This window comes from Polaribacter sp. L3A8, assembly GCF_009796785.1.
Classification (GTDB): domain Bacteria; phylum Bacteroidota; class Bacteroidia; order Flavobacteriales; family Flavobacteriaceae; genus Polaribacter.
This window is the reverse complement of the sequence record NZ_CP047026.1, coordinates 3,133,245-3,154,426: the sequence shown is the minus strand read 5'-3', so window position 1 is coordinate 3,154,426 and position 21,182 is coordinate 3,133,245. Positions and strand designations below refer to the sequence as shown.

At 30.9% G+C, this 21,182-nt stretch carries 19 protein-coding genes; 8 read left to right on the top strand and 11 right to left on the bottom strand.

Annotated elements, in window-relative coordinates:
* Positions 1–94 precede the first annotated feature (94 nt).
* The 6 genes from GQR92_RS12870 to GQR92_RS12845 are packed head-to-tail and all read left to right on the top strand — an operon-like array spanning position 95 to position 11,686.
* Complete coding sequence (locus GQR92_RS12870; protein WP_158840170.1) at positions 95–2,377, top strand: NADP-dependent malic enzyme; 2,283 nt, start codon at positions 95–97, stop codon at positions 2,375–2,377.
* Positions 2,378–2,413: 36 nt separating this feature from the next.
* On the top strand, positions 2,414–2,995 hold the full coding sequence (gene ruvA / locus GQR92_RS12865) for a Holliday junction branch migration protein RuvA (RefSeq protein WP_158840168.1): 582 nt from the start codon (positions 2,414–2,416) through the stop codon (positions 2,993–2,995).
* A gap of 5 nt (positions 2,996–3,000) precedes the next feature.
* Entirely contained in the window at positions 3,001–10,152 is a 7,152-nt protein-coding gene (gene sprA / locus GQR92_RS12860) for a T9SS outer membrane translocon Sov/SprA (protein ID WP_158840166.1), read from the top strand.
* A gap of 26 nt (positions 10,153–10,178) precedes the next feature.
* Complete coding sequence (gene gcvH, locus GQR92_RS12855; protein ID WP_158840164.1) at positions 10,179–10,559, top strand: glycine cleavage system protein GcvH; 381 nt, start codon at positions 10,179–10,181, stop codon at positions 10,557–10,559.
* 58 nt (positions 10,560–10,617) lie between these two features.
* Positions 10,618–10,908: a VanZ family protein gene (locus GQR92_RS12850; RefSeq protein WP_233269855.1), complete on the top strand. Its 291-nt coding sequence runs from the start codon at positions 10,618–10,620 to the stop codon at positions 10,906–10,908.
* Positions 10,909–10,966: 58 nt separating this feature from the next.
* A complete protein-coding gene (locus GQR92_RS12845) occupies positions 10,967–11,686 on the top strand; it encodes an energy transducer TonB (RefSeq protein ID WP_158840160.1) in 720 nt (239 codons plus the stop codon).
* 350 nt (positions 11,687–12,036) lie between these two features.
* Here GQR92_RS12845 and GQR92_RS12840 read toward each other — a convergent pair whose 3' ends face one another.
* Positions 12,037–12,387 (bottom strand): toxin-antitoxin system YwqK family antitoxin, encoded by a 351-nt coding sequence (locus GQR92_RS12840; RefSeq protein WP_158840158.1) that lies wholly within the window; start codon positions 12,385–12,387, stop codon positions 12,037–12,039.
* Between the two features lie 143 nt (positions 12,388–12,530).
* Between GQR92_RS12840 and GQR92_RS12835 the strand changes: the two genes are divergently transcribed.
* Positions 12,531–12,731 (top strand): dodecin family protein, encoded by a 201-nt coding sequence (locus GQR92_RS12835; protein ID WP_105049900.1) that lies wholly within the window; start codon positions 12,531–12,533, stop codon positions 12,729–12,731.
* A gap of 180 nt (positions 12,732–12,911) precedes the next feature.
* A complete protein-coding gene (locus GQR92_RS12830; RefSeq protein ID WP_158840156.1) occupies positions 12,912–13,712 on the top strand; it encodes a mechanosensitive ion channel family protein in 801 nt (266 codons plus the stop codon).
* Here the strand turns inward: GQR92_RS12830 and tsaB are convergent.
* The 10 genes from tsaB to cyoE all read right to left on the bottom strand — a co-directional run bounded on the left by tsaB (position 13,702) and on the right by cyoE (position 21,076).
* On the bottom strand, positions 13,702–14,388 hold the full coding sequence (gene tsaB, locus GQR92_RS12825) for a tRNA (adenosine(37)-N6)-threonylcarbamoyltransferase complex dimerization subunit type 1 TsaB (RefSeq protein WP_158840154.1): 687 nt from the start codon (positions 14,386–14,388) through the stop codon (positions 13,702–13,704). The genes GQR92_RS12830 and tsaB overlap by 11 nt on opposite strands.
* 86 nt (positions 14,389–14,474) lie before the next feature.
* Complete coding sequence (locus GQR92_RS12820; protein ID WP_158840152.1) at positions 14,475–15,806, bottom strand: TolC family protein; 1,332 nt, start codon at positions 15,804–15,806, stop codon at positions 14,475–14,477.
* Between the two features lie 123 nt (positions 15,807–15,929).
* On the bottom strand, positions 15,930–16,151 hold the full coding sequence (locus tag GQR92_RS12815; protein ID WP_158840150.1) for a hypothetical protein: 222 nt from the start codon (positions 16,149–16,151) through the stop codon (positions 15,930–15,932).
* Positions 16,144–16,683, bottom strand: coding sequence for a DUF420 domain-containing protein (locus tag GQR92_RS12810; protein WP_158840148.1), 540 nt, complete (start codon positions 16,681–16,683; stop codon positions 16,144–16,146). The genes GQR92_RS12815 and GQR92_RS12810 overlap by 8 nt, the downstream gene beginning before the upstream one ends.
* Complete coding sequence (locus GQR92_RS12805; RefSeq protein ID WP_158840145.1) at positions 16,676–17,377, bottom strand: SCO family protein; 702 nt, start codon at positions 17,375–17,377, stop codon at positions 16,676–16,678. Before GQR92_RS12805 ends, GQR92_RS12810 begins: the two co-directional genes overlap by 8 nt.
* On the bottom strand, positions 17,374–18,039 hold the full coding sequence (locus GQR92_RS12800; RefSeq protein ID WP_158840143.1) for a hypothetical protein: 666 nt from the start codon (positions 18,037–18,039) through the stop codon (positions 17,374–17,376). The genes GQR92_RS12805 and GQR92_RS12800 overlap by 4 nt, the downstream gene beginning before the upstream one ends.
* 77 nt (positions 18,040–18,116) lie before the next feature.
* A complete protein-coding gene (locus tag GQR92_RS12795; RefSeq protein WP_158840141.1) occupies positions 18,117–18,458 on the bottom strand; it encodes a cytochrome C oxidase subunit IV family protein in 342 nt (113 codons plus the stop codon).
* A gap of 86 nt (positions 18,459–18,544) precedes the next feature.
* Entirely contained in the window at positions 18,545–19,528 is a 984-nt protein-coding gene (locus GQR92_RS12790; RefSeq protein ID WP_158840139.1) for a cytochrome c oxidase subunit 3, read from the bottom strand.
* A gap of 55 nt (positions 19,529–19,583) precedes the next feature.
* Positions 19,584–20,171 carry a cytochrome c oxidase subunit 3 gene (locus tag GQR92_RS12785; RefSeq protein ID WP_199269141.1) on the bottom strand — a complete coding sequence of 196 codons (588 nt, stop codon included), beginning with the start codon at positions 20,169–20,171 and terminating at the stop codon, positions 19,584–19,586.
* 2 nt (positions 20,172–20,173) lie between these two features.
* Positions 20,174–21,076, bottom strand: coding sequence for a heme o synthase (gene cyoE / locus GQR92_RS12780; protein ID WP_158840137.1), 903 nt, complete (start codon positions 21,074–21,076; stop codon positions 20,174–20,176).
* Positions 21,077–21,182: the final 106 nt, after the last annotated feature.

Below are 21,182 nucleotides of genomic sequence, written 5' to 3'. Positions count from 1 at the left end.
AAGTTATAAAGCAACTTAAAATAAGGTAAAATAAATTTTCTCTTCCGCTGAAAATCATATATTTGTACGCTTAAACAAGCAAAGACTTAATATCATGAGCGATTCTAGAAAAAGACACGAAGCTTTATTATATCACGCAAAGCCAAAACCAGGAAAAATAGAAGTAGTTCCTACTAAAAAATACGCTACGCAACACGATTTAGCCTTGGCATATTCACCAGGAGTTGCAGAGCCTTGCTTAGAAATTGCAAAAGATAAAAACAACGCATATAAATATACTGCAAAAGGAAACTTAGTAGCGGTAATATCTAACGGAACTGCAGTTTTAGGTTTAGGAGACATTGGTCCCGAAGCCTCTAAACCAGTAATGGAAGGAAAAGGATTACTTTTTAAAATCTTTGCAGATATCGATGTTTTCGATATTGAAGTTGATGCAACTGATGTAGAACTTTTTATACAAACAGTAAAAGCAATTGCACCTACTTTTGGTGGCATAAACTTAGAAGATATTAAAGCACCAGAAGCTTTTGAAATTGAAAGAAGATTAAAGGAAGAGTTAAACATTCCTGTAATGCACGATGACCAACACGGAACAGCAATTATTTCTGCTGCAGCATTAAAAAATGCCATAGACATTACAAACAAAGATATTAGCAAAGTAAAAATTGTTGTAAATGGTGCTGGAGCAGCCGCTATTTCTTGTACACGTTTGTATTTAAAATTAGGCGCAAAAAGAGAAAACGTTGTAATGTGCGATAGTAAAGGTGTTATTAGAAATGACCGAGATAACCTTACCTCACAAAAAGCAGAATTTGCAACAGATAGAGATTTAAATACTTTAGACGAGGCAATGCACAATGCAGATGTTTTTATTGGTTTATCTAAAGGAAACGTAGTTTCGCCAGAGATGCTTTTAACAATGGCAAAAGATCCAATTGTTTTTGCAATGGCAAACCCAGTTGCAGAAATAGATTACGATGTAGCCGTAGCTACAAGAAAAGACATTATTATGGCTACAGGAAGATCAGATCATCCTAACCAGGTTAATAATGTACTTGGTTTTCCTTTTATTTTTAGAGGTGCTTTAGATGTTAGAGCTACCAAAATTAACGAAGAAATGAAAATGGCTGCAGTACATGCCTTAGCAGATTTAGCTAAGAAATCTGTACCTGAGCAAGTAAATATTGTATACGATGAAGTAAGTTTAGCTTACGGAAGAGAATACATTATCCCTAAACCATTTGACCCAAGATTAATTTATGAAATTCCACCAGCGATTGCAAAAGCAGCTATGGATTCTGGAGTTGCTTTAGAACCAATTGAAGATTGGGATAAATATAGAGAAGAACTAATGGAACGTTCTGGTTCTGGAAGTAAAGAAGTTAGAATTTTACACAACAGAGCAAAAAGCAATAGAAAACGTATTGTATTTGCAGAAGCAGATCATATAGATGTTTTAAAAGCTGCACAAAGAGTACACGATGAAAAAATTGGTAAACCTATATTATTAGGTAGAAAAGACGTTATCTTAGCTTTAAAAGAAGAAATTGGCTTTACGGCAAATGTACCAATTATAGATCCAAAAACGGATGAAGAAACAGAGCGAAGAGAACGTTTTGGTGATCTTTATTGGAAAAACAGAAGACGTAAAGGACGTACATTATCTGAGGCAACAAAGTTAATGCGAGAGCGTAACTACTTTGCTGCAATGATGGTAAATGAAGGGGAAGCAGATGCATTAATTACAGGATATTCTAGACCTTACCCAACGGTTCTAAAACCAATTTTAGAATTGATTGAAAAAGACAAAGGGATTACCAAAATTGCTGCAACCAACTTAATGTTAACCAAACAAGGTCCGTTATTTTTAGCAGATACAACCATCAACATTAACCCTTCTGCGAAAGAATTGGTAAAAATCTCTCAGATGACAGGTAACTTTGTAAAAATGTTTGGTATGAAACCAAATATGGCAATGGTTTCTTTTTCTAACTTTGGATCTTCAGGTTCTGAAACTTCAAAGAAAATTAGTGAGGCTGTTTCTTATTTACATCGTCATTTTCCAGATACAGTTATAGATGGTGAATTACAAGCAGATTTTGCTTTAAACCCAGAAATGTTAGCCAAAGAATTTCCGTTTTCGAAACTAAATGGTAAAAAAGTAAATGTTTTAATTTTCCCTAATTTAGAGGCTGCAAACATTACCTATAAATTAATGAAACAATTAAACCAAGCAGAATCTATTGGTCCAATAATTTTAGGATTAAGTAAACCCGTACATATTTTACAATTAGGTTCTAGTGTAGATGAAATGGTAAATATGGCTGCTTTAGCTGCTGTAGATGCCCAAGAAAAAGAAAAAAGAAACAACAAATAAATTTTATTACTTTAGTCGCAAAGAAAAAAAGGATCTATGATTACACAAATTAGAGGGAGATTGGTAGAAAAAAATCCAACGGAAGTTGTAGTAGATTGCAACGGAGTTGGTTATTTATTACATATTTCTCTAAATACTTTCTCTAGTTTACCCGATGATGAAGCGGTTGTTTTATACACACATTTATCTATAAGAGAAGATGCACACACCCTTTTTGGGTTTATTACTAAAACAGAAAGAGAAGTTTTTAAACTATTAATTTCTGTTTCTGGTGTTGGACCAAGCATTGCAAGAACCATGTTATCTTCTATGACATCAGAAGAAATACAACATGCAATTGCATCAGAAAACGTGCCGCTCATACAATCTGTAAAAGGAATTGGTGTAAAAACAGCACAAAGAGTAATTGTAGATTTAAAAGATAAAATTTTAAAAACCTTTAATATTGATGAAGTTTCTACGTTTACAAGCAATACCAATAAAGATGAAGCGTTATCTGCTTTAGAAGTTTTAGGTTTTAATAAAAAACAGTCGGAGAAAGTAATTACTACTATTTTAAAAGAAAACCCAGAAGCCACCGTAGAAAATTTAATAAAACTAGCCTTAAAAAATTTATAATAATTTTGAGAAATTTTTTAAAAAGAATAACCTTATTTCTTGCTTTTGCTTTTATAGCAAACATTTCCCTACATGCGCAAACAAATAAAAATACAGATTCTATTACCGTAAAAAAGGATACTTTAAAGTTAAGATACAACTTTAAAAAAGATCAAACTGGAGGTTTGTTTTTAGATTATCTGGCAGAGAAAGAAATTACTTTTGATAAAGATTTAAACAAATATGTAATTATAGAAAAAATAGGAGATTATTATACTAAAACACCTATTTATCTAACCCAAAGAGAATACGCAGATTATCGCTTAAAAAGAGATATGACGCAATATTACAAAGACAAAGTAAGCGCTACAAACTCTAAGAAAAAGGGTTCTAAAGATGCTCAAAAAGACTTATTGCCTACTTATTATGTAAATTCAGATTTTTTTAAAACTATTTTTGGTGGTAGTGAAATTAAAGTAACTCCTACAGGAAGTTTAAATTTAAAGCTAGGTTTTATTTATCAGAATACAGAAAACCCACAATTATCAGAAGAAAATAGAAGTAGTTTTACGTTCGATTTCGATCAACAAATTAATGCAAGTATTCGTGCCCAAGTTGGTACACGTTTAGATTTCACTGCAAATTACGACACACAATCTACTTTCGATTTTCAGAACTTAGTAAAAATTGGTTATGAGCCTACTGAAGATGATATTTTACAAGGAATAGAAGCGGGTAACGTTTCTATGCCTATTAAAAACTCTTTAATTAACGGTGCGCAAAGTTTATTTGGTGTAAAAACACAATTAAAATTTGGTAACACAAACATAACTGCGGTCTTTTCTCAGCAAAACTCAGAAAGTAAAACCGTTGTTGCAGAAGGTGGAGCATCTATACAAGAATTTCAATTACAGGCAACAGATTACGATAATGATCGTCACTTTTTCTTATCACAATATTTTATAGACAACTACGCAAATTCTCTTAAAAATTATCCGTTAATCAACAGTCAAATTAACATTACAAGAGTAGAAGTTTGGATAACCAACAGAAATGCAAGTACAGAAGATTATAGAAGTATTGTGGCTTTAGCAGATATTGGAGAATCTGATACAGATGTTTTAGTAAACCAAACAGGAGAAGTACAACCCACAAGTCCGCCAACAACAACTGGTGGAAATATCCCTGCAAATGAGTCTAATAATTTATCTAACTTACTAACTACAACTAGCGGAATTAGAAGTATTTCTACCGTAAACAGCACGTTACAGCCTTACAACATGAGTGAAGGTACAGATTATTCTGTGTTAGAAAATGCCCGAAAATTAAACACAAGTGAATACACCTTAAACGCTCAACTAGGTTTTATTTCTTTAAATAGAAGATTAAATGATGGTGAAGTTTTAGCCGTTGCTTATGAGTATACCATTGCTGGAGGTGTTACAGGAAGCACAAAAAACTCTTTTAAAGTTGGTGAATTTTCTAATGACGGAATATTAGCTCCTCAGGCTTTAGCTGTAAAATTATTACGTAGTGAAATTTTAAAAACAAAAAGAGATAGAGTTGTAGGTGGTGTTACTGTAGAGGAGTCTTTTCCTACATGGCGTTTAATGATGAAAAACGTATACGCTTTAGGTGCTTTTCCGCTAACGCAGGATGGTTTTCGTTTCGAAATTCAATATAGAGATGATCAAACCGGAATTCCTTCTAACGTTTTACAAAACGCTAAAACTGCAGGAATTGCTAATTTACCTTTACTACAAGTTTTAAAATTAGACCAGTTAGACCAAAGTCAGTTTAGAGAACCAGACGGATTTTTCGATTATGTAGAAGGCATCACTGTTAATTCTCAAAACGGATTTATCTTTTTCCCGGAGCCAGAACCTTTTGGTAATGATTTGGCCGATGAATTAACCAATACAGAAGATGCTACTTACCTATTTAAAGAACTTTATTTAAATACCAAGGTAAACGCACAAAATAACTATCAAAATAAAGATAAGTATTTCTTAAAAGGATATTTTAAATCAGAAACTTCTGGCGGAATCCCAATTGGTGCATTTAATGTACCACGAGGATCTGTTAAAGTAACTGCTGGTGGTAGACAGTTGGTAGAAGGTGTAGATTATGTGGTAGATTATCAACTTGGTCGTGTACAAATTATAGATACAGGCTTGCAAGCATCTGGAACACCAATTAGCGTATCTACAGAAAACAATGCCGTATTTAATCAACAACGAAAAACATTTATGGGTGTTGATGTTGAACATAAATTTTCTGATAAATTTATAGTTGGTGCAACCGTTTTAAATGTAAATGAAAGACCTATTACTCCTAAAGTAAATTTTGGTTCAGACCCAATAAACAATACCATGTTTGGGGTAAATGTAGATTATACAACAGAAGTACCCTATTTTACAAAATTGGCAAATAAATTACCTTTTGTAGATACAGATGTACCTTCTAATTTATCGGTTAGAGCAGACATGGCGTATTTACTTCCTGGTACACCAAGCGGTATAGACGTAACAGGTGCAGCAACTTCTTATATAGATGACTTTGAAGCTTCTCAAATACCAATTAGCATCTTATCTCCATTAGATTGGCACCAAGCAAGTACACCGAATACACCAACTTTCCCGGACTTTAAAGGAGCTTCTAATAACGAATTAGAATACAATTACCAAAGAGGACGATTGGCTTGGTATAATGTAGATCAAATTTTTTACGGAGCGGGAGATACACCATCAAACATAAGTGCAGCAGAACTTTCTAGAGCAGAAACAAGGCAAATTAATTATAGAGAGTTGTTTCCTAATATTCAATTAGACATTACGCAGAATTCTTTAATAAGAACCTTAGATTTGGCTTATTTTCCATCAGAAAGAGGTTCTTATAATTTTGATACAGGCATCAATGTAAATACAGATGGTACTTTCTCTGATCCTGAAAATAGATGGGGAGGCGTTATGAGGCCTTTAACAACCAATAATTTTGATCAAGCAAATATAGAGTATGTACAATTTTGGGTGATGGACCCTTATGAAAATTATTCAATTAGACCAGAAGAAGGTTTACCTGCAGGAATGAATCCTGACGATGTTTCAAACCAAGTAGGAGATTTATACATTAACTTAGGAAATGTATCCGAAGACATCTTAAAAGATAGTCGTAAAATGTATGAAAATGGTTTACCAGAAACGGGTGGCGATCTAAATACAGCACCAACTACATGGGGTAAAGTACCTACAAACCCATCTATTATTTATGCTTTTAATGAAGATGATGACGCAAGAGCTAACCAAGATGTTGGTTTTGATGGTTTAAATGATACTGATGAATTTGCTAAATACAGCACAACCCTTTCTAACTTTAGTAAGTTAAACGCTAATGACCCTGCATCCGATAACTTTCAATATTTTAGAGGATCTCAATTAGATGCAAGTAACGCATCAATTATTACCAGATATAAAAACTACAACAACACACAAGGCAACTCACCAACCTTAAATCAATCTCCAGAAACGTACCCAACATCATCAACATCGTATCCAGATGTAGAAGATATTAATAAAGATCAAACCATGAATACCGTAGAAAGTTACTACGAGTATAAAATTTCTATGAATAGAAATGATTTGGTGGTAGGAAAGAATTTTATTGTTGATGAAAAAACAACAGACGTTACGTTAGAAAACGGTGTAAATCAAAAAACAACGTGGTATCAATTTAGAGTTCCTATTAGAAGCGGAACACCAGTAAATGGTATATCAGATTTTAATAGTATCCGTTTTATGAGAATGTTTTTAACCAATTTTAAAATGCCTGTTGTAATTCGTTTTGGAGAATTAGATTTGGTACGTGGAGATTGGAGACGTTACACAAAAACACTAGATGAAGACCTAACAACTCCTATAGATTTAGATGATAATCAGTTAAAAGATTTTGAAGTTGGTGTTGTAAGTATCGAGCAAAACGAAGGAAGCTACATACAACCTCCAGGAATAGAAAGAGAGCGTTTACAAGGTAGTACTAGTGTACAACTACAAAACGAACAATCTGTTACTTTAAAAGTAAACAACTTGCCGGCAAATGAAGCAAGGGCTATTTACAAAAATATTAGTATGGATTTAAGGCGATTCAAAAATTTAAAGATGTTTATGCATCTTCAAAAAAATGAAGGAGCGCTTACCATAAATGATAACGATTTTTCTGCCATTATAAGATTAGGTACAGATTTAGACGATAATTATTATCAAATAGAAGTACCCTTAAAAGTTTCTACAAACGGAACTTCTGCTTTAGATCTTTGGCCAGAATCTAATAATTTAGACGCTTTTTTAGAAACTTTTGGCTTAGTTAAATTAGAAAGAGATAGAGCCGGTACCGCAATTACAGACTTATATACTTCTATAGAGCAAGATCCAGAGATTCCGTATACAATAGCTGTAAAAGGAAACCCAACATTAGCACAGTTAAAAACAATTGTTTTAGGGCTAAAAAACAATACAACAAGTCCTATAAGTGGAGAAGTATGGTTTAATGAATTAAGATCTTCTGGGTTTGACAATAAGGGTGGTTGGGCAGCCATTTTAAATGCAGATGCCAATTTTGCTGATGTAGCAAATATCTCTTTATCTGGTAGCATGTCTACCGTAGGTTTCGGTAATGTAGAAGACAGAGTTGCACAACGTAGTTTAGATGAAACGAAACAATATGATGTTGCTACAACAATCAATTTAGGAAAGGTATTAACGCCAAAAGATTGGGGAATTCAATTACCTATGAGTTATAGTGTTGGTGAGGTTTATATAGACCCTAAATACGACCCTCAGTTTCAAGATATAGAACTAGCAGATGCTTTGGGTGAAAATGAAAACAGTGAGTTTTCTAGAGATTATACCAAAAGAACTAGCATTAGTTTTACAAACGTAAAAAAGAATAGAAACCCTAATTCTACTAAAAAACCTAAGTTTTACGATGTAGAAAACTTAGCAGTTTCTTACGCTCATAATAAAGAATTTCAAAGAAATTACAACATCAAAAAACGTATTAACGAAAGTGTACGAGCTTCTGCTACGTATAACTTTAATTTCGATTCTAAACCTATAGAACCTTTTAAAAACTCTTCACTATTTGCGAGTGATTACTTAAAGTTGATTAAAGATTTTAATTTTAATCCAATACCAAAAACATTTGCCGTTAACTCTAGCGTCAATAGAAATTATAACGAACAACAATCTAGAAATTTAGTAGAAGGATTATCTGCACAACCAGAATTAAAACAACGTAGATTTTTATTTGATTGGGACTATACCATTGGTTTCGATTTAACAAAATCGTTGCAATTAAATTTTAATGCAACCAATAGTTATGTGTATGATACTTTTAATAGTAATGATGAAATTCAAGTATTTGATGATTTCTTTAACACAGGAAGAGCAAACCAATATCATCAAACATTAAACGGAACCTATAATTTACCAATTGATAAAATTCCGTTTTTAAAATTCATAAAAGCAGATTATGCATATACAGCAGATTTCGATTGGCAAGCAGCACCACAAAACACGATAGATGTAAATGGAGCAGATGTTGCGTCTGTAGAATTGATTGGAAACGTTATTCAGAATGCAAATACACACAATTTAAATACCACCTTAAATTTTGATAGTTTTTACAAAGGTCTTGGTTTCGAAAAATTATTACTAACCAAAAGCCAACGTAAGGATATTAAAGGATCTAAAAAATCTAAAGGATTAAAAGGTCCTAGTTTACCAAGAACTCCTGGAAGAAGCACAGGAGGAAAAAATAAAAAGAAAAAACTATCTATTGGTAAAACAATTCTAAAAGGAACTTATGACATTTTAACTTCTATAAAACAAGGAAAAATTAGTTATTCAGAAAACAACGGGCAACTATTACCTGGTTATACTGAAAATGTTGGCTTTTTAGGAGGCGCACCTACTTCTTTTGCCTTTGGTAGTCAAGTAGATATTAGAAACAAAGCTTTAGAAAATGGTTGGTTAGTAACACCGAGAGATGCAGATGGAGATTATTATAATAAAACTTATAGTAAAACACATTATAACAAACTAGATTATACATTCACTTTAAAACCAATTAAGGATTTAAATATAGATGTTAGAGGTAATAAAATTAAAACAAGAGATTTATCGCAACAATTAGATGTTGTAAATAACGGAACTGAATTTGGTGAAATAGATCAAAATATTGCTGCTTTTGAAACAGGAAACTTTAGTACAAGTTATTCTATGGTTTCTACTGCATTTGCAGATGGAGATGAATTGTTTCAAAATTTAAGAGATTATAGAAGTATTATTTCTAACAGACTCGCTAATGAAAACGGAGTTCCGGTAAGTGGTTTTGGACCAAATAGTCAACAAGTTTTATTACCAGCTTTTATGGCTGCATATTCGGGCACCAGTCCAGATAAAGTAAATACTAGTTTATTTAGAAATATTCCTATTCCTAACTGGACATTACGATACAATGGATTAATGAAGTTAAAATTCTTTAAGAAAAACTTTAGCAACTTTGTAGTATCACATGGTTATAGATCTTCTTACACCTTGTCTAGTTTTACAAATAACTTACAATACGATGGCAACAACCCGTATGCAAACATAAATGTAGCCAACAATTATGAACCAGAATTATTGGTTGCTGCTGCTACTTTGGTTGATGAATTTTCTCCTCTAATTAAATTAGATATGAAAATGAGAAACTCTTTCTCTCTAAGAGGAGAAGTAAAAAGTGATAGAACATTAACCATGAATTTTAATAACAGTACTTTAACTGATATTAAGGGAACAGAGTATGTCTTTGGAATGGGCTATGTATTTAAAGATGTTAAGTTTAATACACGATTTACAGGAAAAAAACAAACCCTAAAAGGAGATATAAACTTAAGAGCAGATGTATCTTTAAGAGATAATTTAACACAAATTAGATCTGTAGATGAAGATAATAATCAAATTAGTGGTGGTCAGAAACTTTTTTCTATTAAATTTACCGCCGATTATAGATTAAGTAATAGCTTAACGGCATCATTTTATTATAATCATCAAACATCTAAATATGCAATCTCTACCACTTTTCCGAGACAATCGATTAATGGCGGATTTAATATTATTTATAACTTAGGAGGAAATTAAAAATAACACTATAAATTAATTAAAGAATGAATTTACCTTTAGAATTAAAATACACAAAAGACCACGAGTGGATTAAAATTGATGGAAATACTGCAACAATTGGTATTACAGAGTTTGCACAAGGAGAACTAGGAGACATTGTTTATGTAGACGTAGACACCTTAGATGATACTGTAGAAGAAGGAGAAGTTTTTGGTTCTGTTGAGGCCGTAAAAACTGTTTCAGATTTATTTATGCCCTTAACAGGTGAAGTAATCGAATTTAATGAAGCGTTAGAAGACGAACCAGAACTTGTAAACTCTGATCCTTATGGTAAAGGTTGGATGATTAAAGTTGAAATGTCAGACACAACACAAATAAACAATTTATTAGATGCCGCAGCGTATAAAGAACTTATTCAAGGATAACCTTTATATCATTGCAATAATAATAACAATTACCATTGCCTATTTAAGTTTAATGAAAATGCCAAAACTTGAAGTAAGTTTTAGCAATCTAGATAAGCTATACCATTTGTCTGCTTATTTTACGCTTTCTCTTTGCTGGTTGCTTTCATTTTATAGAAAACCAACACTAAAATACGTTATAGTAATTAGTTGTATAATTTTTGGCATAATTATTGAAGTTTTGCAAGCAACATTAACTGTATACAGAACAGGTGATTATAAAGATGCATTTGCAAACACCATAGGAATTTTATTAGGATTGTTTGTTTTTAATCAAATATTAAAAAAAATTACAGTTAATTTATACTAAGACTTGTATATAAACCAATAATTTAATTAAATTAGCGAACTATTAAAAACTCTTTACAATGGAAATTAAGAAACACCCGAAATCAAATTTAGAAAATTACAGTAAAATTTTTATGCAAATAGGTTTGGTTTTAGCATTATTTATAACATATGCTGCAATCGAAAAGAAAACATACGATAGAAATATCGGTGATTTAGGTACTGTAACGATGAATGCCGAAATGGAAGAAGAAACTGTAATTACTGAAAGAGTAGAGCCAGTTAAACCAAAAACACCACCACCACCAGCGCCAGAAAAGATTGAAATTGTTGAAGATGAAAAGGAAGTTGAAGAGACTGTAATAGAATCTACTGAAACTGATGAAACTGAAGCTGTAGAGGTTGAAGAAATTGTAGAGATCGCAGAAGTTGAAGAAGTTGTAGAAGATGTAAGTTTTATGATTATTGAAGATGTACCTGTATTTCCTGGATGTAAAGGAAGTAAAAACGAGTTAAAAGCTTGTTTTAGTAAAATGGTACAAAAGCATTTCTCAAGAAAGTTTGATGCAAATTTACCAAATGAATTAGGTTTATCTTCTGGTAGAAAAAGAGTATTTATCGGTTTTAAAATTGATAAAAACGGTAACATTGTTGATGTTAATGCTAGAGCTCCACACCCAAAAATTAAAAGTGAAGTTATTAAAGTGATGAAACAATTGCCTAAAATGAAACCTGGTAAACAAAGAGGTAAGCCAGTAGGTGTAAAATATAGTATCCCTTTTACATTAATTGTAGAGTAATAAGAGTTTACAACACATATATAAAAAAACCGTTTAGAAATTTCTAAACGGTTTTTTTATGCCATAAAATAAAGTCTTTATTAACGACACCTGTAGTATTATGTTAGAACAAAATGAAGCTTGTATAAATGCTTAAATGAATAGTAACACCATAAGTATACAACACCTAAATAAAACTCTAAAACAGGCTAAAACTACCATTACACACACTTAACAAAACACCTCAAATTACAAAGAGTAATAGAATATAATAAGAACATAAATAGACCTCATATAACTCCATAAAAAAAACTCCAAAATTGTTAATTTTGGAGTTTAAAATAATTGTACTTAAAAAAAGCTAATGTTTTTTACTTATTAGAAGCTAACCTAGTTTCATGCTTCCAAACATTTACATCTACAACAGCATTGTTGTCGTAATTAATTTCTTTTAAAGAATCATTATTCCAAACAAACCACTTACCTACTTTTTTACCATCTTGGTAATTTGCTATTTGAATTTTGTTTCCTTGTTTATCAAAACGAATCCACTCTCCAGTTAATTTTTTATCTTTAAAATATCCTTCAGTACTTATAGATCCATCTTCATAGTAATAAGTAGCTTTAACTAAATTACCTTCTGCTGTATAAGTTGTTTCTTTATCTTGAGAATATCCTATTGTTGCTACACAAAGAACTATAAGTGTTAGTATTTTTTTCATGATTTTATATTTTAGGTTAATATTACAATAACAAATATACATAAAAAGTTACAATTAAAAAACAATTTGGTAACATTAAATTAACATTGATGATTTCATAATAAATTTAATATCTTTACTTGTATTAACTAAAAAACAAGATTATGGCAGTTATGAAAGTTATTGAGGTATTAGCAAACTCAGAAAAAAGTTGGGAAGAAGCAACAAGGAAAGCAGTAAAGCAAGCTTCTAAGTCAGTAAAAAATATTAAATCTGTATTTGTGCAATCGCAAAGTGCAGTTGTTAATGGTGATGAGGTTACAGAATTTAGAGTAAACTTAAAAATCACTTTTGAAGTTAATTAGAATATAAAAAACAATTTAAAAACAATTTAAAAGCGATTTAATGTATAATTAGATCGCTTTTTTTTATATAAAACTTCCAAATCATTTAAAAATAATATCCAATTTATAATAATACTTAATCTTTTCGTTCTTTAATAAGAAACCATTATTTTTGCATTTAATTTATAACAAAAAATAAAAATGGATAAATATCTTGAATATTTAAAAGGATTAGTAATTGAATTTACTCCCAAAATATTAGTTGCATTGGCAATTCTAGTTATTGGCTTAATAGTAATAAAACTAATTGTTAAGGCGTCTAGAAAAGTAATGAACAAAGGAGGTATAGATGTTACACTTCAAAAATTTTTAGGAAACTTAGTTGGTTGGGGCCTAAAAATATTATTAATAATAGCTGTTATCTCTAAACTTGGGGTAGAAACAACTTCTTTTGCCGCTATTTTAGCTGCAGCAGGTTTAGCTGTTGGTTTAGCATTACAAGGATCTTTGGCTAACTTTGCAGGTGGTGTTTTAATTATGATTTTTAAACCTTTTAAACTTGGAGATTTAGTGGAAGCACAAGGTGAAATTGGTGTTGTAAAAGAAATTGAAATTTTTACAACAAAACTTACGGGTTTATCTAACAAAGAAATCATCATACCAAATGGTACTTTATCAAACGGAAATATTGTTAACTATACAACAGAAGGTACAAGACGTGTAGATTTAGTAATTGGCGTTTCTTATGATGCAGACATTAAGCAAACTAAAGAGGTTTTAATGAAAGTATTAACTTCTCATCCAAAAGTTTTAAAAGATCCTGCTCCAGGAGTTACTGTTTCTGAATTAGCAGATAGTTCTGTTAATTTTGCTGTAAGACCTTGGTGTAAAACTGAAGATTATTGGGCAGTATATTTTGAAGTTACAGAAAGCGTAAAATTAGCTCTTGATGAAGCTGGAATTGAAATTCCTTATCCACATCAAGTGAATGTTAAAAAGTAGGTTTCTTTTTCTTTTCTGGAATTACAACAAAATCTTTTAAATAAAAAGGTTCAAAATAAGCGACATCTTCGATGTCGTTTTTTTTGTATTTATCATAAGACAATTGCGCCATTTCTTTAGCAGAAGGAAACTTATCATTCACAAAAACAGCATTTTTATGGGCAATTACTTCTTTACATTTATGAGCACCATCACCTAAAAAATAAACTTTACCTGCATCTAAATAATCAGAAAAGGAGTTTTCGTCAATTATTTCTGCTTTAATATCTCTTATTTGTTCGTAATTATGGTTAAAAACAGCCGCATATACCTCCATTCTCCTTGCATCTAACATAGACACTATAATTCCTTGATCAATAGAAATAGCATGCGCTAAAGATTCTAAGGTTTTAATAGATATTAAAGGCTTATCAAAAGCAAAACAAAGACCTTTTGCGGCAGAAACACCAATCCTTAATCCTGTATAAGAACCCGGACCTTTACTTACCGCTACAGCGTCTATTTCTGTAGAAGTTAAATGAACTTCTTTTAGTACGTCTAAAATAAAAGGATGTAAAACTTCTGCATGAGAATAATTACCATTATTTAATTCTTTTATTGCTATAACTTCTCCATTTTTTGCAATGCTTACAGAGCAGTTTTTGGTTGCGGTTTCTATGTTAAGTATAATTGCCAACTTCTATATTTTTATGCAAATATAACTCATACAAAAAAGAAAACCTCGCAAATCTGCGAGGCTTCAGAAGTTAATCTATATTTTAATTATTCTAAAATAAGTTCTCCAGAATAAAATTGCAACACTTTTGTTTTAAAAACATAATCGTATTTAGAACGAATCATTGCTCCTTCTGCATTTACCAAACGTGTTCTAACCAAATCAAAATCAAACAAAGTCATTACACCATAATTATATCTTTCCTGTGCGTTTTTAAAAGCTTCCTTTTGTGCTTCCAAAGAAATTTTAGCTGCTTCGAATGCTTTTAAAGAAGATTTTACATCTAAAAAAGCTTGTTCTATGGTTTGCTTTAAATTTAATTTCTCACTTTCTAATCTCGTTTCAAAAATCTCTTTATTAATTTTAGATCTTTTAACATTAGCATCCGTTTTAAAACCATTAAAAATAGGAACACTCACATTAAAACCAACTCCGTAACCTAAATTACCATCTAATTGATCGAAAAAATCACCAGTAGGAATACCCGTTGGTTTTATAATATATCTATAATTAGAATTTGCAAAAACAGAACTAGTAACTGTTGGCATATAACTACCTTTACTAATTGCAATACCCAAATCTGCATTTTCTATTGCCAATTTAGCTCTTTTAATTTCTGGCATTTTTGTTAAAGATTTATCATAAACAGATGATGAATTTTTATATAACAAATCTGCTGATGGAGAACCAACATTTAACAAAGCAACATCAAAATTATTAACAGGAATCTGTAACAATTGCGCTAAGTTTAACAGAGCAAGATCTAATGCATTCTCTTGAGAAATTACACTTTGTAAATCATTTGCCGCTGTAGACTTAAAATTTAACAATTCACCTTTTGCAATTGTTCCTGCTTCAAATCTATCCTTAGCAGCACTAATTTGTTTTTTACTTATTTCTGCCTGAACCTTTGCAACTTCTAAATTTTCTTTTGCGAATAAAACGTTTAAATAACCATTAACTACAAACAAAGAAACATCGTTCTCTATTTTTGCTAAATCTAATTTACTGGTTTCAATACCTAACTCTGCTTGCTTATATAAATTTAGGTTTCTAAATCCATTAAAAACAGTTATGCCAGCATTTAAACCAACGTTACCTCCAAAAAAAGTTGTGCTTGCAGACCTGTTATTGGTTACAGGATCAAAGTTAGAACCAGCAGAAAGGCTACCTCCTGTATTGGCACTAAGGGTAGGTAAAAAATTCCCTTTAGAACTCTTTAAATCTGTTTTTGCAATTTCTAGGTTTAACTTATTTTGTTGAATAGAAATATTTTTTTCTAAAGCCTGATCTACACATTCTTTAAGTGTCCATTTTTTTTGAGAAAAAGTAACCACTGTAGTTAAAAGAGTTACAAATAGGATAAGTTTAGTTTTCAAAATGCAATAATTTTTGGTTGAAATATTATATATTCTAAACAACAAAAGATAAATTATCTTATGATGTGTAAATAAGACGACTAAAAGTATAATTTGTTACAAGAAATTATAGATATATAAATATTAGTCTTTTGCGTTCTTTTTATATCTATAAATCACAAAAAACAAAAGCCCAACTAAAAGGTACGGAAATACCATTAAATAAGTAATTCCATTATTTACACCTTGCGCCATAGAAACATCACCGTTTTCTACAACTGCCTTACACATTGCACATTGAGAAAATGAAACTTTTGATGTAAAAAACATCAGTAAAAACAATACTAAAACTTTTTTTTTATACATAATAAGGAGATATCATTAAATAGACAACAACGCCTGTAATAGCAACATATAACCATAAAGGAAATGTAATTTTGGCAATTTTTTTATGTTGTGGAAAGTTACCCAATTTTGCTCTCATAAATGTTGTTAAAACAAAAGGAATTACAACTATTGATAAAACAATATGAGTAAGTAAAATAAAATAATAAACATATTTAATTACTCCTTCTCCAGCAAACTTCGTAGAGTCTGATGTCATATGATACCCTATATACAACAATAAGAAAACCAAAGAACAACCAATAGCAAAGGTATTTAACTGTTCATGCAGTTTTTTATTACCCTTTTTAATTGCAATAACTGCTGCTATTAAAACAACTGCCGTTAAACCATTAATAGAAGCATAAATTGGCGGTAAAAAACTTAAAGGTTCTACATTAAAACCTAGTTTTCTTAAATTAACAGCAAACAAAGCTGCAACTGCTAAAGGAATTACAACTGATAACCCTGTAATAATTTTCTTGTACTTTTTCTCTTGCGCTAAATTACTCATTCAACAAAATTTTAATATCTTCTTTTAACTCCTCTACTTGGTCAGAAAAGCCTTGTTCTTTTAAGGCTCTGTAATACATAATAGGGTTTCCATATTCATCTTTTCTAGATCTAATGTTTCCTTCTTTATCTACTAAAGCAAATAAACCAGAATGCTCAAAACCACCATGATCTTCATCTCCTTTTCCTGCATATAACTTAAAACCTTTATTAGCTAAATCATAAACAATTTCTTGACTTTGCCCTGTTAACAAATGCCAATTCTTATGTGTTATTTGATTATTGATAGCATATTCTTTTAAAACTTCTTGACTATCGATCTCTGGAGTGATAGAAAAAGAAGCAATACCAAAGTTAGAGTTTGTTGAGAATTCATCCTGAATAGTAACCATCTTTTTATTCATTAATGGACAAATAGTTGGACAAGTAGAAAAGAAAAACTCCACCACATATACTTTTCCTTTGTAATCTTTATTAGTGATTATTTTTCCGTTTTGATCTGAAAACTCAAAATCGGGAACTTTATTAAATGTATATAAACCACTTTTTTTGTTTGATTTTTTGCCAACTTTATTCAATTTACTATCCTGAACAAGATCATTGTCATTTACTCTTCTTTCTATGTTTCTAACAACATAAATTCCGAATAATAGGATAATAAATGAAATCCCTATGTAAGAATACTTTTTGTTCATAACCCAACTTCTTTTCTATCTGCTTTGTTTTCGTTTTTTTCTTTAAATGCTGCATAATACTCATAGAAGAGCACCAATACATCATCTTTTAATTTAGCATTTAACTCAGAAACAGAATTCATATTGTATCCAATAAGTTTTCCTTCTTTACTATCAGCATCGGTAAGTCTTCCTCTTAAGTTACCGTTCTTATCTACCAAAAAAACATTAGAAGTATACAAATTAGATAATTCGCTACTAGAATTAAAACTTGCATGTAAAGCTGTTATTTGTTCTTTAGAACCGGCTACAAAGTTCCATTTTACCATATCTGTAAAAGCACTAATTTCTTTTTTAAGCTGCTTAGTTTCCTCTTCTTTTCCTTTAGGGTAAATAGCAATCATTTGAAATTTTTTATACTCTATAAACTTCTTATAAATCTTTTCATTAAGGTTAAAGAAACCACCTTTCTGTGAGTTTACATCGTTTCCTAAAAAACAAACTATAGAAATTCTATCCTTAAACGTTTGTTGTTTATCTATGGTAGAAACATCAATAACGTTTTCTGTAACAACTGGTAATTTATTAAAGTTGTTTTTTCCGGTTGATAAAATTAAAAAACAAATTAGAGGGAAAATAAATAGTAAAAATAATACAACTCTTTTTTTAGTAAGTTTCATCATTTATTCTTTTTTAGGCACTAAAAATTAATTTCAGTATATAAAAAAAGGTGGTTAAAACCACCTTTTTAATTTTATAATTACCATTTTACAAGTGGTCCTAATGTTTCATATAAATAACCCCCTTCTATTAAGAGCAGTGTTATTAAATAACAAATTAGAAAAACTGCGGTCCAAACTATAGAACGTCTAAACCATTTTTTTTCACCTTCTAAGTGCATAAATGCCCAAGCAATATAATACGCTTTTACTAATGTTAAAATGATAAACATCCAGTTTAAAGGACTTGTACCTAAAAAACTTGTAAGATGTAAAGAGTCTGGTTTAATAATACCAAATGCAACTTCTACAGTTGTTATTACTGTTAATAGTACTAAAACTACCCAAATTCTCTTTGTGTTTGATTCGTGTGCGTGTGCCATTTTAATATTTTTTTAGATTCCTGCCTTCGCAGGAATGACAATTTTAATGGAAACCTCAAGGTTACACCTAGAGGTACTCTTTTTAATTATACTAAGTAGAAGAATGTGAATACAAATACCCAAACTAAATCTACAAAGTGCCAATATAACCCTACCTTCTCTACCATTTCATAATGTCCTCTACGCTCGTAAGTACCTAGAATAACATTAAAGAAAATAATGATGTTAATAATGATTCCAGAAAATACGTGAAAACCATGAAAACCAGTAATAAAGAAAAAGAAATCAGCAAAAATGGTGTTTCCGTATTCGTTTACCTCTAAGTTAGCTCCTTCTACTACCAATTTTGTTTTGGCTAATTGTGCCAAACCATCTTCTCTAGAAAGAATTATTTTTTGTTTTGTTGCAGGATCAATTAATTCAGAACGAATTTGTATGTCTGGATTCGCTTTAAAAGAATTTTGAATTTGAGCAATTGAATATGTAGGAATTGCAGCTTCTTTTTCAAACCATAATCCGTTTTCTCTAGTTTGTTGCACTCTTCCATCTGTTCTTTCTCCAACAACAAAATCTGATAATGCAATTTGATGCCCGTCTTTTACAAATTGTAAAATTCTACCATCCGTTGTTTTTACTGCTCCGTAAGATCCAGAAATAAAGTTTTTCCACTCCCAAGCTTGAGAACCAACAAAGATGATTCCAAAAATAATAGTAGCAAACATATACCAAGCTACTCTTTTTTGTTTCATTTGATGACCTGCATCAACAGCAAGAACCATTGTTACAGAAGAAATAATTAAAATAAATGTCATTAATGCAACGTAATACATTGGTGCGTGTACACCATGTAATCCTGGAAAGTGAGTAAAGACCTCATCGGCGATAGGCCAAGAGTCAATAAATTTAAATCGAGTTAAACCGTAAGCTGCTAAAAACCCCGAAAAGGTTAATGCATCAGAAACGATAAAAAACCACATCATCATTTTACCATAACTTGCTCCAAATGGTTTTATTCCACCACCGTTCCAAGTTTCTTTACTATCAGAAGGTATAGCAATATTTGCTTCCATATTATATTCTCTGTTAATTAGTTTTAATTAGTTCGCCAAAAATAACTATTTTTCATCACCTAATAAAATAGAAAAAGAAAAATAGGTAAATCCATAGTATATCTACAAAGTGCCAAAAGATTGCACCGAGTTCAAACCCAAGCATATTGTCTGATTTATACCTGTATTTAAAATGATTATAAATAACAACTAATAGCACTATAAGACCTGCTAACAGGTGTAAAACGTGCATAAAAGTGATTCCTATAATAAAAGATGATGATACCGTACTTTCTGGACCTGTAAAAAATAGGCCTACACTCTTTAATTCATTAAAGCCAACATATTGTTGCCATACAAATCCTATACCTAATAATAATGTGGCAACAACAAACCCTAAAGAGAGTTGTCTTTTACCTGCTTTTAAGAATTTCCCCGAAAGAAAGAGCGTAATACTACTAGCAACAATTAAAACGGTGCTAATATAAAACGCCAGAGGTAAATCAAAAGAAACCCAATCGTCTCTTTCCATACTTATAACGTATGCACTTGTAAGTCCTGCAAAAAACATTACCATGCTTATCATGGAAATCCATAACATAGGTTTTGCAGATTTTCTTTTAGCAACCTTTAATTCTTGTTCTAATGTTTGTTCTACTATCATTATTAATGTAAAAATTTATCGACTACATATACAATTTGTACTACTGTAATATACAAAACGCTAGATAACATTAGCTTTCTTGCATCAACATTGTCTTGACTTTTATGCAATTTAATACCAAAGTATAACATATATATTCCTAATAAAGCAACAATAACTGCTGTTGCAGGATAAATATAAAATGCTCCGGATAGTTTTAAAACCGGCGAAATTGATACTAATATCATAATTACCGTATAAAAAATAATCTGATTTACAGCTCCTTTATTTTTTTCTCCCATAGGAAGCATATTAAAACCTGCTTTCTGATATTCTTCATGTTGTAACCAACCAATTGCCCAAAAATGCGGGAATTGCCAAAAAAACTGAATCATAAATAAAAAACCTGCTTCCATACCAAACTGATTGGTAGCTGCAACCCAACCTAACATAAAAGGTATGGCCCCTGGAATTGCACCAACAAAAACAGATAAAGGTGTTACTGCTTTTAACGGCGTGTATACACTTGTATATAAAAATATAGAAATAGCACCAAACAAAGCTGTTTTAGCATTTATACTATATAATATAGACAACCCTAAAATGGTAAACAAAATTGCAATACTAAGCGCAACGTTAACAGACATTCTACCTGTTGGTAAAGGTCTATTTTGTGTACGTTTCATGATAAGATCTGTGTCTTTTTCTATAATTTGATTAAATGCATTAGAAGCACCAACCATAAAAAAACCCCCTATTGCTAACAAAATAAGTATAGAATAATCTACAACTTCTACCGCCAACAAATAACCAGCAACAGAAGAAAACACAACACTTAGAGACAAACCAACTTTTGTAAGTTGCTTAAAGTCAGAAATTATAGCTTGCATAGATGTTTTATTGTCTGTAATTACTGTTGATTTCATATCACAAAATAGTTTGCAAAGATATTTGATAATAATGACTTTATCACCATTTAATTAAGCTTTTAACTTAAAAAAAACCCACTCAATAAATTGAGTGGGAAAATTG

Excerpts from the sequence above, each read along its gene's own strand:
- GQR92_RS12870 (WP_158840170.1), top strand. The coding sequence starts at position 95 with ATGAGCGATTCTAGAAAAAGACACGAAGCTTTATTATATCACGCAAAG.
- ruvA (WP_158840168.1), top strand. The coding sequence starts at position 2,414 with ATGATTACACAAATTAGAGGGAGATTGGTAGAAAAAAATCCAACGGAA.
- gcvH (WP_158840164.1), top strand. The coding sequence starts at position 10,179 with ATGAATTTACCTTTAGAATTAAAATACACAAAAGACCACGAGTGGATT.
- GQR92_RS12850 (WP_233269855.1), top strand. The coding sequence starts at position 10,618 with ATGCCAAAACTTGAAGTAAGTTTTAGCAATCTAGATAAGCTATACCAT.
- GQR92_RS12845 (WP_158840160.1), top strand. The coding sequence starts at position 10,967 with ATGGAAATTAAGAAACACCCGAAATCAAATTTAGAAAATTACAGTAAA.
- GQR92_RS12840 (WP_158840158.1), bottom strand. The coding sequence starts at position 12,387 with ATGAAAAAAATACTAACACTTATAGTTCTTTGTGTAGCAACAATAGGA.
- GQR92_RS12835 (WP_105049900.1), top strand. The coding sequence starts at position 12,531 with ATGGCAGTTATGAAAGTTATTGAGGTATTAGCAAACTCAGAAAAAAGT.
- GQR92_RS12830 (WP_158840156.1), top strand. The coding sequence starts at position 12,912 with ATGGATAAATATCTTGAATATTTAAAAGGATTAGTAATTGAATTTACT.
- GQR92_RS12815 (WP_158840150.1), bottom strand. The coding sequence starts at position 16,151 with ATGTATAAAAAAAAAGTTTTAGTATTGTTTTTACTGATGTTTTTTACA.
- GQR92_RS12810 (WP_158840148.1), bottom strand. The coding sequence starts at position 16,683 with ATGAGTAATTTAGCGCAAGAGAAAAAGTACAAGAAAATTATTACAGGG.
- GQR92_RS12805 (WP_158840145.1), bottom strand. The coding sequence starts at position 17,377 with ATGAACAAAAAGTATTCTTACATAGGGATTTCATTTATTATCCTATTA.
- GQR92_RS12800 (WP_158840143.1), bottom strand. The coding sequence starts at position 18,039 with ATGATGAAACTTACTAAAAAAAGAGTTGTATTATTTTTACTATTTATT.
- GQR92_RS12795 (WP_158840141.1), bottom strand. The coding sequence starts at position 18,458 with ATGGCACACGCACACGAATCAAACACAAAGAGAATTTGGGTAGTTTTA.
- GQR92_RS12790 (WP_158840139.1), bottom strand. The coding sequence starts at position 19,528 with ATGGAAGCAAATATTGCTATACCTTCTGATAGTAAAGAAACTTGGAAC.
- GQR92_RS12785 (WP_199269141.1), bottom strand. The coding sequence starts at position 20,171 with ATGATAGTAGAACAAACATTAGAACAAGAATTAAAGGTTGCTAAAAGA.
- cyoE (WP_158840137.1), bottom strand. The coding sequence starts at position 21,076 with ATGAAATCAACAGTAATTACAGACAATAAAACATCTATGCAAGCTATA.